Raw genomic sequence first — 15,766 nt, 5'->3', positions numbered from 1 at the left:
TGATCACCAACACGATCCGTGTCAGATGGTGCGTGATGACAAAGCCCAGGTCGGCTCCTGAAACGATGGCCAGAACTGTCATTTCGGCTTGGGGGGCGACATCGGTTTCATCCTGCTTCTTGGATTTGTGGACTTCAGCGGCCTTGCGATCTATGCGTTTGGCGCGACTGTCCCAATGCTGGCGCTGCTTGCCATCCAACTTGGATAGGTTCTGACATTCATTCTGCTAACACCCTACACCAAGATGGTGCACGGGTTTTACCGCCTTGCTGCGCTGGTTAGGGGTGCGCAACGGAAAAGACATGTGTCCGCGATCCATTGACAGACGGTAGTGCCTTTGCGAGCGGAAATAACATGCAACGGGATTAACTATGATTTTGAAAGTTCTGCGTTGCAGTGCTTCGAGTGGCGGTCAATGTCCGAAATGGGCTATCTTCAATTCGCGCGGGCGCAGCAAACGACGGTTATATGATTTCAACCGCAGCATTGGCAAGCGTCGAACTAAAGCAACAAACTCCGGGGCCGGATCCACTTCTACCAGACCACAGATTGAACGGCTCAAAGCTCGGCGTCAAATAGATATCACCTGAGGTGACGTCACCATGCGGTAGCCTCCGCTAGTCGGTTTCCGGCAGCGGTTCTAGCATATCTTCGAAAAACCACGCGGAGAGTTCGTTTCTGCTGCCAACCCCTGCCTTGCGATAGACGCTTGAAGCTTGTTGTCGCACGGTCTTTTCCCTCGTGCCCCGTATCTCCGCGATCTCGCGGAAGGATAGGCCTTTCAACATCCCGATGACGACGTCTTGCTCACTCGCTGACAGATCCCAAGCGTCAAACTGCTTCTGCATCACCTGACGATACTGGCTTCCAATCTTCGCCGACTGCGGATCAGTCTTTGCAAGTTGGCCACGTGCTCTGCTCAAATCTTGGCGTAAGTCGGCCAGTTCCCGTCTCTGCGCATAGTGTTGGAAAACAAAGATCGCCAGGACAAAAGCGCTCAAAACGAACCGGACCAGGTCGTCTGCCATCTCTTCCATTGCCTCGCCTGAGACAAATTCCATCATGATCTCAATCGCGCTCGCGGAAAAAACGAACAGAACGAATGCGCCGAATACGGCCCGCTGATAGGGAAACTGCGTTGATGAACCTGTCATGCCATTGTTTCTTATTGCTCCGAAAACTCAGTTATAGGGCAAATGTCCGATGTCCGAAATCGACCTATTGCCCTAGCCGCTGTGCCGCTGATCCGGCATATGCCCAATCGACTGACAGATAACCCGCACTCATCTTCCTGGAACGTCACCAACACCGGATGGATGCGGCTCTGTGGCTCACAAGGCATCCCACGACACAGGAGGATCGAAATGGCGTTTGCTATCTCGCGTCGGCAGTTTCTTGCAGGCGGTTGCGCTTTGTTTTCCGCTCTGACCTCGCGGCGCGCTTGGTCGCTCGCCTCGCGTCCTCCTCTTCCTATTCCGACGCTTCTTGAAGGCACAAATGGAGAGCCACTCGATCTTCAAATCCGCAGCGGCATCTGGTCCTTCAAGCCCGGCATTCGGACACCCACGCTGGGCATCAATCAGGATTATCTTGGTCCGACCATTCGGACACGGCGCCGGACAGAGCTAAATCTCAGCTATCAGAATTCGCTTGGCGAGGGGGTTTCCATTCATGGGCACGGCCTGCACGTCCCCGGAGATGTCGATGGCGGGCCACAGCTGGAGATCGCCCCTGGAGAGCTTTGGCAACCTAAGTTGTCAATTGTGCAGCCGGCTGCCACCTGCTGGTACCATTCTCATACCCATGGCAGGACGGGCTATCAGACCTATCATGGGCTCGCAGGTCTAATGATTATCGATGATGATGAAGCGGATGCGATGGACCTGCCCAACCGGTACGGTATCGACGATCTGCCGGTCATCATCCAGGATCGGACCTTTGATTCAGCGGGTAGGCTTGTCTATTCGCTGGAGGATGCCGAAGAAGACGGCTGGTATGGGGATACCCTTGTGGTAAATGGCGCCATCATGCCGGTGGCGAATGTTCCAACAGGCAAGGTCCGGTTGCGGCTGCTGAATGGTGCAAGTGCACGCTTTTTCGTGGTCACTTTTGCCGACGGTCGGACGTTTCACAAGATTGCCTCTGACGGAGGGTTTCTGGCATCTCCGGTGCCGCTGACCTCAATGGAAATGTCGCCTGGAGAGCGCTGTGAGATCATCGTAGATCTGTCAGATGGCAACACTGTCGATATGCTAATGTTGTTTGAAGACCTCATTGATGAGGAAGGCGATGGAGAGGATTCGATTGATCTTTCTCTGTTTTCGCCGAACGCGTTGTTGTCTTCCGCCCTAACCCTGCGTGTCGAAGCCAGCCTGCCAGCAAACAATACACCGCTTCCCGAGAAGCTGGTAGCCATCACTCGGCCCCGGGAAGACGAGATTGTCCGCACACGCGACTTTAGCCTGACTATGGAGCATTCTGGCGGCCATGGCGACCAAGGTGCGCATGGTGGGCACGCGCTGATGGATATGGCGATCAACGGCGCGGCGATGGACATGAGTGTCATCAATGAGCGCGTAAATCTCGGCGTTTGGGAACGTTGGCGCATCCGCTCCGACCAAGGCGCCCATCCGTTTCACGTTCACGGGTGTTCGTTTTTGGTTGAACAGATGGAGGGGGAAACTGCTCCTGAGGATCAGCGGGGCTGGAAAGATGTGGTTGTATTGGACGAAGATGACTGGTCCGAGATAGTGGTTAAGTTTGACCACCAAGCATCCGAATTGTTTCCCTACATGTATCATTGCCACATCCTGGAACACGAGGACCGCGGGATGATGGGACAGTTTACCGTCACTTAGCTATTCTAGTCTCTGCATGCGGCGGGGCGGGCTTTGATCCAACAAGAACCGAGCAATAGAAAAATCCCTCAGAGTCTATATCTCCCAGTCTCGGGTTTTGCAGGCGCAGCGAATGGCCGGTTCGATCGGAAACTGCAGCGAACATCAGCTTGGGCAATTGACAGCTTTCGGCCGGCTTAGAATGTGCAGATTACTTTCCACGGATCAGATACTGTGCAGCATCCGATGTCTGAAATGAGCCCACTTTGACCGATGCTGCGCGATGCCCTAATTACAGCAATGTGCAGAAAGCCGACTTTGCAAATTTCTAGCTATTGGACAAACCAAATGACAGGCTGGAAACGATCAACAGGCGTTTTCGACCCAGGGCTTTCGCAAAAAGGCCGGATTTCTCTGTTAGCGTCAGCCATCTGCCAAAATACCTATAGCTGCGAACCAATTGGTAAAATACTTAGAAATCCAGCAACTATGTGATCCCAAGTTGATCCTGTCGGTTCTGATTGATACGCGATAACGTTGCCATCATCGCCTCTTGTCGTCCATTTAAGCTGACCAGCTTTTTCGAGTGTCACGTTATATGTGTATGCGGGTAGCGCGTCGTCCAAGGCACCCATGGTCTGTTTAGCCAATGTTGGCGAGTCAATCAGAATTCCCATCTCGGTGTTGATGTTGACAGATCGGGGATCCCAGTTGAACGACCCTACGAACAAGTATCGGTCATCAACTGCAAATGCTTTGGAATGCAGCCCTGATCTAGACTGAGCCCAGTTAATACCCCGGCGCTGGACCTGATAGGCGTCCGGTCGCAGTTCATAGAGTTCTATTCCACCGCGTAGAAGTGCACGGCGTTTCTTGGCGTAGTGCGCATAGACGGGTGCAACGTCGTTAGACGCAAGTGAATTGGTCACAACCTTTACGTCGACGCCGCGGCTTTCTAGTTCGGTCAGCCATTTCACACCTTTGTTGCGCGGCACGAAATATGCGGAGACGATGTTCACCTCACTGCTGGCATTCTCAAAGTACGGAAGCAATTGAGATGCCAGAACGGGACCTGAGTTCTCGAGACCAGCGGCTTTTGACGGCGGATCAGCATAAAGCTTCGCAGGCAGCCAATCCAGTGACAGGGCTCCGTCTGCGAAGTTCTCTTGTGCTGACTTTCTGAGAGCCACGCCATACTGCGTTTGCTTCGCTTCCTCGACCAGTTCGTTCAACCTGACTCGCGCATCACCAACGCCAAATTCCTGAGGTTCTCCAACGACCACACGAGCCGGAACGGCGAATTCGCTATTCCAGTAAGAGTCAAAGCTTCGCGACACCTCGCGGACAACCGGGCCTGCGGCCAGAACATCCAGATCGGCGTAGTTCATTTCTTCCCGTGCGAGAAAATACTCGGCGCCGATGTTCCTCCCACCCACAATCGTGAACACATTGTCGGCAGTCATGGATTTGTTGTGCATTCGGCGATTGATGCGCTTGAAATCTGTTAAACCCGCGATCAGAAGGCTTTGATCTCGCCAAAATGGATTGAACAATCTGATCTCAATATTTTCGTGATCGTCCAGCGCGGCCGTCATCGCGTCATAACTGGACGTATCCATATCATCCAGCAACAATCGGACACGAACACCCCGATCCGCTGCCTGCAAAAGACTGGCAGCGAATAGGTGACCCGTTGGGTCGTCGTGCAGAAGGTAGTATTGCGCGTCTATCGTTTTCTCGGCCGCCGCAGCCAGCAACAACCGCGAGACAAGAGCTTCTTCGCCGTCACTTACCAGCTTGACGCCTGATCGACCGTCTTTGGGATTGCCAAGCCTGTTGGCCACCCGACTGAGAGTTGTGCGCGAGTCTGCCGGTAACGAAGCCGATACAGTCTTTTCATAGGTGCGAGTTTTCGGAGCGCAAGCGACAAGGGACAGCGCGCACAAAACATAAACCACAAACTTCCATCGCGTCATCAGCTTCCTCCATCCCCGTAACCTAGGTGACTACGCCGAGACGGGTGATTGCAAGTTTGTTCTGTGAAGCATGAGGTTGTTTCGCTTGTCGTTGTTGATTTGGTGAAACCCTCAACTGCCCCATGCAGGTATGTGATTTTGACGCAACCTCAATTCAAACGTACTCTACCAGAAACCAAGAGCATACGCGGACCATGCCTGATCCCGAACACAGAAATAACTCCATCAAGGGTCCTTCGCCGCGTGCGTTGGCCGATGGTATCGGCATGACAACAGAGGAGTTCAAAATCTCGATGCCAATCGGGATTGGAGCTGTCTTGGCTGCTCTGGCTTCTTTGGCCACGTGCTATTCCGGGATTTTGCTGACCTATTTGGTTGGCTACGAAGCGCTTTCCCTAAACCCACATGTGCAAGCGGTGCTCATGTGGGTGTTTGCATTGTTGGCGGTTAGTTTCTTATGGAGAGACCGGAAACGGCATGCCAAGGAGCTTCCACTCGTCCTCGGTGGAATTGCTGCCCTCATCCTGATTGTCACACTGTACTTCGGCTATGATGAACGCATCGAAGCGCTCGCCTATGTGCTTTTGGTGATTGCAGCTTTGCTGAACCAGAACTTTATACTCGATGCTTTGAATCACACGGTTCGCAACCAGACACATGAAATAGAGGCATTGAACGAAAGACTGACCGAGAAAGTAAAGCGCCAGGAAGGCGAAATTGACAGGCTGGGGCGACTTAAACAATTCCTCGCTCCTCAGGTTGCGGAGCTTGTCGTCGAGGAAAACTCTGACGAGCTTCTTAATACTCATCGTCAATACATCGCTTGCCTATTCTGCGACATCCGAAATTTCACGGCGATTTCCGAGGCGATTGAGCCGGAAGATGTCATTACCCTTCTCCAGCATTTCCACGATGAGGTTGGCCATCTAGTTGCCCAACACAAGGGGACAATTGGATACCGAGCCGGAGATGGATTGATGGTCTTCTTCAATGACCCGGTTCCTTGCGATCAGCCCGTTTTGCAAGCCGTGCGGCTGGCTAAGGCAATAAGCGAAGCTTTCGAAGGAATACGAGCACCCTGGCAGAAACTCGGACACGCAATGGGTTTGGGTATTGGGATCAGTAGTGGTTATGCGACGCTTGGGCTTATCGGGTTTCATGGTCGCGCCGACTACACCGCAATCGGTGGTGCTGTTAATACAGCATCTAGGCTTTGCGATTTTGCCAGCGACGGACAGATCCTATTAAACCAACGGGCGCTTCTAGACATCGAAGAGCGTGTGGAGACAGAGAAGCTCGGAGAAAGGGAATTCAAAGGCATCGGTAACCCTGTGCAGATTTTTCGCGTAATCAGTCTCTGTGATCAGGCAAAGTAATTCTCTCTGTTGTTAGGAGTAAAATCTTTCTTCGTATTTTGAAGGTCTGCTTTTGGGCTGCGACCCGCCAATCATGTAAACCGCAGAAAACGGCAATATTGAGCCCAAATCAACCCATGCCGTACAGCGCACTAATGTCAGCGGTGCGCAGGAAACCAGACTTTGCAGAGTTCAGCGTGCGGCCCATAGCAGAAATTGAACCTTGCTTCGAACAACGACGGCTTTGAAACATACCAGCTCGCAAGGAAAAGTAGTCTTGATCCTCATTCTGCCACAAGCGCAACAATAGCTTCTTGAGGCTGGGAATGCTGGTTGTTTGCCTCAAGCGGTTTGTCGAACTTTCCACGATACACCAGCGCGAACACGGGTGGAGTGAAATAAAAGGATACGACAGTCGACAACAGAACCCCTCCGGCGATGGCCACGGCGAATGGCGGCCAAAATGCTCCTCCAGCTATGATCAGGGGTAGGAAGCCGCCAAAGGTTGTGATCGTGGTCGAGATGATGTGCCGACTTGAACCGGTCACAACGCGCGCCATGGCCGCTCGGTCGCCTTGGCTTGCGTCAACGTCTTGTTGCAACCCGGTTAGAATTATGATCGCCGCGTTGATCGAAACTCCAATCGAGCCGATAACTCCGATGATCGCCGTTATTCCGAACGGGAATCGCATAACTGCCAGCGATAGCATTGAAAGGCCTGCAGACAACACGCACACGACCAAGGTCACGAGCGTCAGTCGGAACGAGTTAAAGGTCAGAACGATGGTCGCGATGGAGAGTGTGACAATCAAACCGACAGAGGCAAGCAGATTGCCCACGGTGTTGGATCGGGCATCACTGTCGCCGCCCAAGGACATCGAATAGCCTTGCGGCAACACAAATCCGGACGCATCAAGCGCCTCTAGTACGTCCTGCAACGCCTCTTCGGGTAAAACACCGGGGACGATAAACGCTTGAATAGTGTTTTCGCGCGCGCCATCCGTTCTGGTTATTACGCTCTCCGCTGGTTCGATCACCGGTCTGGCGAGTTCCGACAACGGCACAGCGGGGAAAACACTAGTGGCGGATATGGCGGCGGCATTGGGCAGCAGGATGGGCATACTGACAATGGCGCTTAGATCTGAGCGTACCTCGTCACTTAGACGAACTCGTACCGGCAACTGTTCAGTCCCTTCGATCAATGATCCACCGGTAATGCCAACAAGCGCTGCGTCCAGCTGACCCGCTATATCCGCCACATCCAGCCCCAGCAGACGGGCTTTGACCTCATCAATCTCGAACCGGATTTGGGGGTTGCCGCCGTTCACGCTGGCGCGCGCCTGCGTCACCAGATCGAGATTGGCCATAACTGAACGGACCTCGTCGCCCAGATTACGCAAAATCGTGATGTCCTGCCCTTGAATTTTGACTTCAACCGGCGCGGCGACCGGAGGGCCCTGCACAAGACTGCGAACGATGATCTGTGCGTCAGGAAAGTCGGTATCCAGACGGCTCTGCAACGCTCCGACAAGGCGGGCCGCATCGTCAGCCGTGTCGGTCGTGATCATGGCCTGTGCAAAACCGGGCTCGCGTGAACGGTTGCCAACGATGTTGTAGTAGAATGCCGGGCCGGATTCTCCGACCGTCCAGTAGACACTTTTGACACCGTTATCAGCCAGCAGCATTTCATCGATCTGGCGGGCGGTTGCTTCGGTGGTGGCAATTGATGTCCCACCCGGCATGTCAACCTCGATATAGAATTGGTTTCGGTCGACTCCGGGGAAGAATTGCGCGGTCAGCGTTGGAAAGGCCGCAAAGCCGAGCACGGGCAAGACCAATGCCAACGCAATGGATCGCACCGGATTGGCGACTGACAATCGAATTGAGGCCTCGAACATTCGGGCAAGCGGCGGGATGCTGATACCGCGGCTCAACATTCCTGCGTCGGGGCGATCGGACAATAACCAGCCCGCAATCGCCGGGGTCACCGTCAAGGCCACAACCAGGGACCAGACAAGCATTAGCACCACGGCGATAGCGATGGCTCCGACAAAGTCACCGGCGGGTCCCGGCAGCAAGATCATCGGCGTGAAGGCGAGCGCTGTTGTTACAGTCGACGCCAGTAGAGGCGCAGCCAACCGGCGCACAGCATCTCGCACGGCTGAAAGTCTCTCCATCCCATCCTGCAGACGACGACGAATTTCATCCGTCATCACGATAGCTGCGTCAACGAGCAGACCGAGGGCAACAATCAGGCCTGTCACGGACATCTGATGAATTGGCAATCCCATCATGTTCATCGTCGCCAGAGTTGCCAATGACACAACCGGCAATACCAAGGCCACAATCGCAGCTGCACGAACGCCCAAAGTGACAAATAAAACTGCCACGACCAGAGCCACGCCAATGGTCATGTTGATCCCAACCTCTGACAAACGATCCGTTGTGTACTGGCTTTGATCAAAAAGCAGTATTTCCTGCATGCCCAAAGGTACCGCTGCTGCGCCGGCCTTAAGCTCATCCCGTAGAAAGCCTGTCCAGCGGTCGATCTGCACGCCGTCCTGCGCAAGAACCCCGACCAAAACGGAGGGCTTTCCGTTGGCAAACGCGATTGAAGACTGCGGTTCGCGTGCGCCCCGGTCTACGCTTGCAATATCTCTAAGCTGCACCACGGCGCCGTCTGCGTTTTCACGCAGGACGATGCTTCGAATGCGATCCAAACTGTCAATTTCTCCGCTCACGCCTATGGTCAGGTCGACATCGGATTGCAGCCGCCCAGACTGCACCTTTCCATCTGCTTCGGCGATCCGCAGGGAAATCTCGGCAGCGCCAAGCCCAAGCGCAGCGGCCTTGTCCATATTTACACTTACGAGCACCTCTTCTTCCGGATGACCGAAATAGTCGACGGCTCGTGTCGCAGGTATCGCGCGCAATCTGTCACCCAATGCTTCGGCATGACGAGACAGCAAAGTTAACGGAAAGTCGGGGTCCTCGGCCGCAACCGCAATGACAGCGGAATAGGCAGAAATACCCTCGGCATCGAATTCCGGTGGCAATACTCCTGCCGGGAAGTTCTGGCGCGCATCTTCCACGGCGTCACGAGCCTCGGCCCAAACTTGCTCAATGGTGGCTTCGTCTAGCGTTTCCAGCAATTCAACAGAAACGACCGACACGCCCGAGCGGGAGACAGAACTGATCTCATCCACCTCGGCGATCTTTCGCAGTTCTTCTTCGATTTCTGCGGTAACCAGTGCCTCAACCCGTTCGGGGTCTGCGCCAGGAAACTGCGTGGTTACAGTTGCGAAGAGGTTGGTGATAGTAGGATCTTCCTGTCGCCCCAGCGATAGGAACGAAGACAGCCCTGCAGATACAAGCACCAAAATGATAAGGGCAACCAGCCGGGGATGGCGAAAGGTAAGGGTTTCCATCAGATCGCTCCGTTACTCGCCAGTGTTGAAGGCGACGCGCTGACCAACGCTGACCCGCTGCGGCCCCTGATCGATCAGGACGGTGCCTTCCGGAAACGCGCCACGCACAAAGACGCGGTCGTTTTCGGCATGCAGTACTTCGACCGTCGCTAGGCGCACTGTCTTTTGCGCGTCGGCTACCAGCAGTGTCCATTGCCCGCGCGTTCCTTCCTTCAGCGATGTTGTGGGCACCCAGGTTCCCACACTTTGGACAGGATCGAGCACATGAACACGAGCGGTTTGTCCGAAAGCAATGCCCGGCGCGTTCTTTAGATCGAACAGCGCGGTGCGGGTTCGGGTCACCGGGTCAATATCGGGCCGCAAAGTTGCAAGCTCAGCCCGATAGCTTTGAGCTGATATTTCGATCTCAACATCAGTCAGAAGCGCCGGATCAACATCGAGAGGGATACCGATACGAACCTGCGGCGACACGACCTCGACCATACCCAAAACCAGTTCACCCGAGCGCAGAGTTTCTCCACCGTCCACGTGTCGCGCTGTTATTTGACCGGCAAATGGGGCCTCGATGCTGGATTTTTCGATCCGAACGGTCACATCACGCAAGGCTGCATCCAACTCGCCAATCCTGGATAACAATTCATCTTGCTGAGAAACGGCCTCGTCCAAACGGGCTTGACTGGTAAAGCCTTGTTCAATAAGTTTTGCGTTTCGATCGACCGTTTTTCTTGCAAATGCAAGCTGGGCTGCAATGGCATCACGTGATGCTGTAAGGCGGTCGCGTTCGACCTCCAGCAGTGCGATGTCCAGTGTCGCAAGAAGTTGGCCCTTGGCAACCTCGTCACCCTCATCCACCAGAATTTGATCCAGCGTCCCGTTCAGTTCGAAAGAGATATCTGCCGAACGCTGAGGTTCGACCTGCCCGATGAACACACGGTCGACTGTGTAAGCGTTCTCGGAGGTGATCGGCGTCACGGATACCGGGGTCACAGCGGCGGCATCCGGTGCGGGCACCGCCTCCGCTCGACGCGTGAGTTCGGATGCGCCAAAGTGAACAGCGGCCGCTGCGACGGCGATAAAACTGACGGTCACTCCCAGGCGCACAGTGCCGTGTAACACACGTGCAAATAGGCTCGGTTTGGTCGCTTCAGTAGATGAATTTGCAGGATTCGGCATTTGGGGACCTCATCAAGTTAGTGCCTCTAACATATGTTAGAAGTTCTCACTTTGACAAGAGATACGTGATCTGGCACATGTTGGATCATGAGCAGCATCGAAAAAAATCATCCGGCAAACAGACAAACGGCTGGCCGTTCCGTCAGCAAGAAAGCCTATCATCACGGTGATCTCCGCGCTGCATTGATCGAAGCAACCCGGCAGTTAGTTGAAGAAAAAGGTCCGGACAGTTTCTCCGTATCCGAGGCCTGCAGACGCGCGGGCGTATCAACCGCGGCACCTTACAAGCATTTCAAAGACAAGACAGAAATGCTGGTTGCCACTGTCCTTGAGGGAATGGATCGGCACCGAGACAAAATGCTTGCTGCGCTGGAAGGCGTTCCTGAAGGATCTCCCGAGCGCATTACTGCCATAGGGATGGAGTATATTGCCTTCGCGTTAAATGAGCCCGGGATATTCAGACTGAAATTTGGCGGCTTCACGGACCGCATCGCGGACCCCCGGCTGGAGGAAGGCGGCCAACAAAGTTTCGGGATTCTTTTGACTGAAGTAGCAAAATGTCTCGGTGAACCGGGAATCACAGACGAAGTTCGCCGCCGTGGTTTTTTGTTGTGGAGTTTCGTGCACGGGCTGTCCTTCATTTTGCATGACAAAGGGCTTGCGGAGAAAGGTGAAGAATTCGATCTTCATACCCTTCTTGACGACGTTTCGGAAAGAATGCTGAGTTGAGCGTTCTCTAGCCAAAAAAAAACCAACTCGACTAACCGCTGATAGTAGGCAATCTAAGCCACTATCGCGCCTACGCCTAAAAGATTGCCTTGCTTCACATAGAAGACATTATTGGAAAGCGCCGCGAACGTCCGCTATCAAGAATTGCAAGGTCTTGTCGTGAATGTCGTCTTCGGATTGGCCCGGCCGATTTCATGAACGCCTGCACATCTCGACACGCCAATATGTACGGATTGTCCGGGATTGGGTCACGTCGATCGGCCTCGGAGCAAGCGCCTACGGAACCCATTCAATGAGAAGAACCAAGGTCACTCAGATCTACAAGAAGACCGGAAACCTACGCGCTGTTCAGCTTCTTCTTGGCCATACTAAGATTGATAGTACAGTTCGGTATCTCGGCGTCGAACTTGAGGATGCCTTGGCCATCGCCGAAGCCATTGAGATACAACGCTTACGGGTCGCTCTTACGGGCGGCCCTAAGCGGACGATTATTGAGGTCCATGCATGCTGCTGTTGCACATCGTATCGTATTCAGGAGCTTCGCGGCAGGTGCGATAGCATGATTTGGTCAATCTTAGCGGTTTGCAGATATTGTCGCCTTTGACTTGTCAAGACAGACTAGCAATCGCACCGACGAATTCGGTCCACCGTTCGCGATCTACAAACCCATAATGCCCCGCGCCCGCCCACTCGTGCGCTGTACAGTTGGGAAGCTCAGAACAAAGGTGCCGTGGCATCTTCGGTGAGATAATGTCGTCGGCAGTGCCAAAAAACACCTCTACCGGTTGATTGATCTCCTTTGGCAAGAAGCCCCAGTCCCAAAGCGCCATCGTCATTTCAAAAACGCCTTCCTCGCACTGTTGGTAACCAAGACGAAAGTTCTCTTCGAACAAGGCTTGCTGCTCTGGATTGCGGAGTATTGTTTCGGCCTCGTTGGGCATTTGGTCAACGACAGACTCCACATAAGACGGGATGTCTTTCAAAGCACTTTTTGCGCCCATGTGCTCTGCCCAGCGGATCAGTAGAGTCAGATGGCGCAGTTTCGCGATGGTCTTCAGGTCCTTCAGTACCAGCATTTTAGTAACACCGGGCTCATCGAATGGCGCCACAGGAGAAGCGAGCGCAACCCTGCGCACCCGTTCGGGCATATGTAATGCCACCGCCAAAGCGTGGGGGCCGCCGCCGGAATGGCCCGCTACGTTGAAGGTATCGAGTCCAAGATGGTCCGCCAGATCCTCCATATCAGCGCCCCAATCGACCATTTTTCGATCTTTCTTCGGGCTCGATCCTCCGACACCAGGCTGGTCTGCTGCAATCCATCGCACTCCAAGCGAAGCGGTGAGATTGTCGTCGGGTTGACGAATGACGTGAGAGTCGGAAAACCCATGGCTAAAAATCACAGGTGTTCCATTCGGGTCGCCGTAAGTGCTGAATGCGAGCGTTCTACCATCTCTCAGAGTTATATGTTGGGTCAAGTTATCCTCCTAGAACCATTTAATATTAGTGGCATTAGCTCAGCGGGCTGCGAGAAAAAGTTTGCTTCAAAAGCATGAGCCCGTTCCTACATGTTGGGCCCCATAGATTTAGTTCACGTCGCAAAAAGTAGGTGATCGTTTGTGCTCAAGCCGGGCTATGTAGCCTGAACGGTGAAAGGCCGATCAAGTGCGCATGGAAAGCTCCAACTGCTCGGAGCTTTCGCCTGTATGTTTGCATCCACACCTAGTCGGTGAAGGTGTACTGACCGAGATCACACAGGTTCAGTGCATAGTCCTCAGCTTCGGAACCGTCGTCAAAGACGCCACGGATATCATAGACACAGGTCGTCAGCCCGTCTGCAATATCCACGCCAATTTCGTATCCAGGGGCGAGGTAACCACCCTCAAGAAGGTTCCCTTCCCAACTGTCAGATGATGCCGGCGAGATGTTGAACTCTATCAGGTCGGTGCTGCTGTCACTATACAGCAGGAATTCCAGGTTTTCCGCATGGACCGGCGAGTGTACGGCCAATGCCGCCAAGGCCAGTGCAGCGGAGATTAGAGATTTCATCATGTTGATCCTTGTGTTTGCTCGATAAACAGGTTGTGGGCCACGTTTGGGCGTGAGTGGTGATTTGGGTGCGGTGCGATCACCAAACGTATCGCAGCCGCACCTACTCTGGTGTCACAGAGGTTCAGGCCTATGATCGGCCAGAGTTGCCAACATAGTTGCCGCCTATTCCAACAGCCCTTGTTCCTGATAGTATTTCAGCGCACCTGGATGGATTGGCGCTGAAAGACCGGCGGTTACCATCTCCTCTTTGGTCAGGTTGGCGAAGGCCGGGTGGAAGGTGCGAAAATCATCAAAGTTCTCGAAAATGGACGACACCAATGCATAGACTGCCTCATCCGATACGTTGGCCGATGTGACGAGTGTTGCACCAACCCCGAAGGTTTCGACATCGCTATCTGTGCCGCGATACATGCCACCGGGTATTGTGGCCGAGCGGTAATAGGCGTTGTTGTCGATCAAACCGGTTACCGCCTCGCCGGTCACTGGCACCAGCTTGGCGTCGCATGTGGTGGCAGCCTCAGTCAGATTGCCCGAGGGATGACCGGCCGTGATGATGAACGCATCGATCTGGTTATCGCACAAGGCACTGGATTGCTCTGCCGACTTCAATTCGGCGGCAAGGGCGAAGGTGTCTTTGGTCCAGCCTTTGGCGTCCATAAGCACCTCCATGGTGCCACGCTGGCCAGAACCGGGATTGCCGATATTGACCCGCTTGCCCGCAAGATCGTCAAAATGCTCGATCCCCGAGTCTGCGCGCACCATCACGTTGAAGGGTTCGGCGTGGACGGAAAACACGGCGCGCAGGTCTTCAAATGGCCCGGCTTCTTCGAATTTGGATGTCCCGTTAAGCGCGTGGAACTGCCAGTCGGACTGGGCAACGCCAAATTCCAACTCACCTTCGCGGATGGTGTTGATGTTATAAACCGAACCACCGGTGGATTCGACCGTGCAACGCACGCCGGTTTCTTTGCGGTTCTTGTTCATCAGGCGACAGATCGACCCGCCGGTGGGATAGTAAACCCCGGTCACACCACCAGTACCGATTGTGACAAACTCTTCTGCCTGCGCCGCCACAGTTCCGAACGCCAGTGTTATAGCCGAAGCCAGGATCAGGTTCTTTCTCATCGTTTACTCCCTTTCTCTTTTAATATTTCGTTTGGTGATAAATGCGGTGTCAGAGCACCGCGCTGTTTCAGATCGACTCAATCACATCCTGATATCCAAACAGGGCTGGAAGCCCTCCGGTATGCAGCATGACGACCTTTTGGCCCTTGCTGATCACACCCTCGTCCAGCAGTCCCACAAGCCCGGCAAATGTCTTTGCCGTGTAGACCGGATCCAAAAAAATGCCTTCGGTACGCGCCATGAGGGTCAGGGCATCGCAGGTTCCCTCACCGACTTGCCCATATCCAGGCGCCAGCGCTCCATCCCAAACATTGATGCAGTTCATGACGATCGAAGGATCGAAATCCATCAAGGACGCTAACTTGCCCAAGACCTTTTCGATGCGTGCGTACTGCTGTTCCTGATCGCGACGCACACAGATTCCATAAACGGGTGTATGCGATCCCGACAGCCGCAGCCCTGTCAGAAACCCTCCATGAGTTGAGCCGCTGCCCGAAGGCACGACTGCGGCATCAAAATCGCTCATTTGCGCGCTCAACTCGGCGCCACCCTGCACATAGCCCAATGCACCCAACGGCGGGTGTTCGATACCAAGGTGGATGACATAGGGCTTGTGGCCGGCGGCAATCAGCTGATCAGCTTTGTCATGCAGGGCATTGTCCGCGCCGACTTCATCTTCGCCCACCGGGAAGTACATGTGTTCAGCGCCAAGGATTTTGGCCAGCAAAACATTGCCCGAGTGGTAATAGTGCTCTCCCATGCCCGGCACCCGCTCTTCAAGTTGCAGAACGGATTTCATCCCCAGACGGGCCGCGGCAGCGGCGGCTGTGCGCACAAAGTTCGACTGTACCGCTCCAGTAATCAGGACGGTATCAGCCCGCTGCTGCAACGCTTCGCCAAAGTAGAACTCTAACTGACGAGTCTTGTTGCCACCAAAGCTAAGCCCGGTCAGGTCGTCCCGCTTAAGCCAGAGGTCAATACCCAAGCGGTCTGACAGACGATCCAGCCTTTCGACCGGTGTGACCTCGGTCATCAAACGCGCGCGAGGAAACTCGGACAGTTTCAGGTCGATATTCATCTGTTCAGTCATCACT

At 54.2% G+C, this 15,766-nt stretch carries 12 protein-coding genes and 1 pseudogene; 4 read left to right on the top strand and 9 right to left on the bottom strand.

The window, feature by feature from the left end; all coding sequences use genetic code 11:
* Together ACR0NN_RS21985 and ACR0NN_RS21980 are read right to left on the bottom strand one after the other, a co-directional pair.
* The coding region (locus ACR0NN_RS21985; protein WP_480685571.1) for a hypothetical protein at window positions 1-199 on the bottom strand (199 nt) is incomplete at its 3' end.
* Window positions 200-617: 418 nt separating this feature from the next.
* On the bottom strand, window positions 618-1,037 hold the full coding sequence (locus tag ACR0NN_RS21980; RefSeq protein ID WP_170726397.1) for a LuxR C-terminal-related transcriptional regulator: 420 nt from the start codon (window positions 1,035-1,037) through the stop codon (window positions 618-620).
* A 327-nt stretch (window positions 1,038-1,364) separates the two neighbouring features.
* Between ACR0NN_RS21980 and ACR0NN_RS21975 the strand changes: the two genes are divergently transcribed.
* A complete protein-coding gene (locus ACR0NN_RS21975) occupies window positions 1,365-2,858 on the top strand; it encodes a multicopper oxidase domain-containing protein (protein WP_170726409.1) in 1,494 nt (497 codons plus the stop codon).
* Between the two features lie 422 nt (window positions 2,859-3,280).
* Here ACR0NN_RS21975 and ACR0NN_RS21970 read toward each other — a convergent pair whose 3' ends face one another.
* Window positions 3,281-4,813, bottom strand: a complete 1,533-nt coding sequence (locus ACR0NN_RS21970) for a phospholipase D family protein (protein WP_170726410.1) — start codon at window positions 4,811-4,813, stop codon at window positions 3,281-3,283.
* A 194-nt stretch (window positions 4,814-5,007) separates the two neighbouring features.
* On the opposite strand from ACR0NN_RS21970, the gene ACR0NN_RS21965 reads away from it, so the two are divergent.
* Entirely contained in the window at window positions 5,008-6,189 is a 1,182-nt protein-coding gene (locus tag ACR0NN_RS21965; protein ID WP_170726414.1) for an adenylate/guanylate cyclase domain-containing protein, read from the top strand.
* Between the two features lie 263 nt (window positions 6,190-6,452).
* Here ACR0NN_RS21965 and ACR0NN_RS21960 read toward each other — a convergent pair whose 3' ends face one another.
* Together ACR0NN_RS21960 and ACR0NN_RS21955 are read right to left on the bottom strand one after the other, a co-directional pair.
* Window positions 6,453-9,596, bottom strand: a complete 3,144-nt coding sequence (locus ACR0NN_RS21960) for an efflux RND transporter permease subunit (RefSeq protein ID WP_170726421.1) — start codon at window positions 9,594-9,596, stop codon at window positions 6,453-6,455.
* Between the two features lie 12 nt (window positions 9,597-9,608).
* Window positions 9,609-10,685, bottom strand: coding sequence for an efflux RND transporter periplasmic adaptor subunit (locus tag ACR0NN_RS21955; RefSeq protein ID WP_170726423.1), 1,077 nt, complete (start codon window positions 10,683-10,685; stop codon window positions 9,609-9,611).
* Window positions 10,686-10,856: 171 nt separating this feature from the next.
* Here ACR0NN_RS21955 and ACR0NN_RS21950 point away from each other — a divergent pair, with 171 nt between their 5' ends.
* Together ACR0NN_RS21950 and ACR0NN_RS21945 are read left to right on the top strand one after the other, a co-directional pair.
* Entirely contained in the window at window positions 10,857-11,498 is a 642-nt protein-coding gene (locus tag ACR0NN_RS21950) for a TetR/AcrR family transcriptional regulator (protein ID WP_480685566.1), read from the top strand.
* A 178-nt stretch (window positions 11,499-11,676) separates the two neighbouring features.
* A pseudogene (locus tag ACR0NN_RS21945) lies at window positions 11,677-11,943 on the top strand (tyrosine-type recombinase/integrase); the annotation flags it as partial.
* Between the two features lie 163 nt (window positions 11,944-12,106).
* Here the strand turns inward: ACR0NN_RS21945 and ACR0NN_RS21940 are convergent.
* The 4 genes from ACR0NN_RS21940 to ACR0NN_RS21925 all read right to left on the bottom strand — a co-directional run bounded on the left by ACR0NN_RS21940 (window position 12,107) and on the right by ACR0NN_RS21925 (window position 15,762).
* Window positions 12,107-12,973: an alpha/beta fold hydrolase gene (locus tag ACR0NN_RS21940; protein WP_170726428.1), complete on the bottom strand. Its 867-nt coding sequence runs from the start codon at window positions 12,971-12,973 to the stop codon at window positions 12,107-12,109.
* A 244-nt stretch (window positions 12,974-13,217) separates the two neighbouring features.
* Window positions 13,218-13,544, bottom strand: a complete 327-nt coding sequence (locus tag ACR0NN_RS21935; RefSeq protein ID WP_170726430.1) for a hypothetical protein — start codon at window positions 13,542-13,544, stop codon at window positions 13,218-13,220.
* A 165-nt stretch (window positions 13,545-13,709) separates the two neighbouring features.
* Window positions 13,710-14,672 carry a TAXI family TRAP transporter solute-binding subunit gene (locus ACR0NN_RS21930; RefSeq protein ID WP_170726433.1) on the bottom strand — a complete coding sequence of 321 codons (963 nt, stop codon included), beginning with the start codon at window positions 14,670-14,672 and terminating at the stop codon, window positions 13,710-13,712.
* Window positions 14,673-14,739: 67 nt separating this feature from the next.
* Complete coding sequence (locus tag ACR0NN_RS21925) at window positions 14,740-15,762, bottom strand: D-cysteine desulfhydrase family protein (RefSeq protein ID WP_480685564.1); 1,023 nt, start codon at window positions 15,760-15,762, stop codon at window positions 14,740-14,742.
* Between the last annotated feature and the right edge of the window lie 4 nt (window positions 15,763-15,766).

The sequence above is a fragment of the Ruegeria sp. BA2 genome (assembly GCF_056539605.1).
This window is presented reverse-complemented; position numbering and strand designations above follow the sequence as displayed.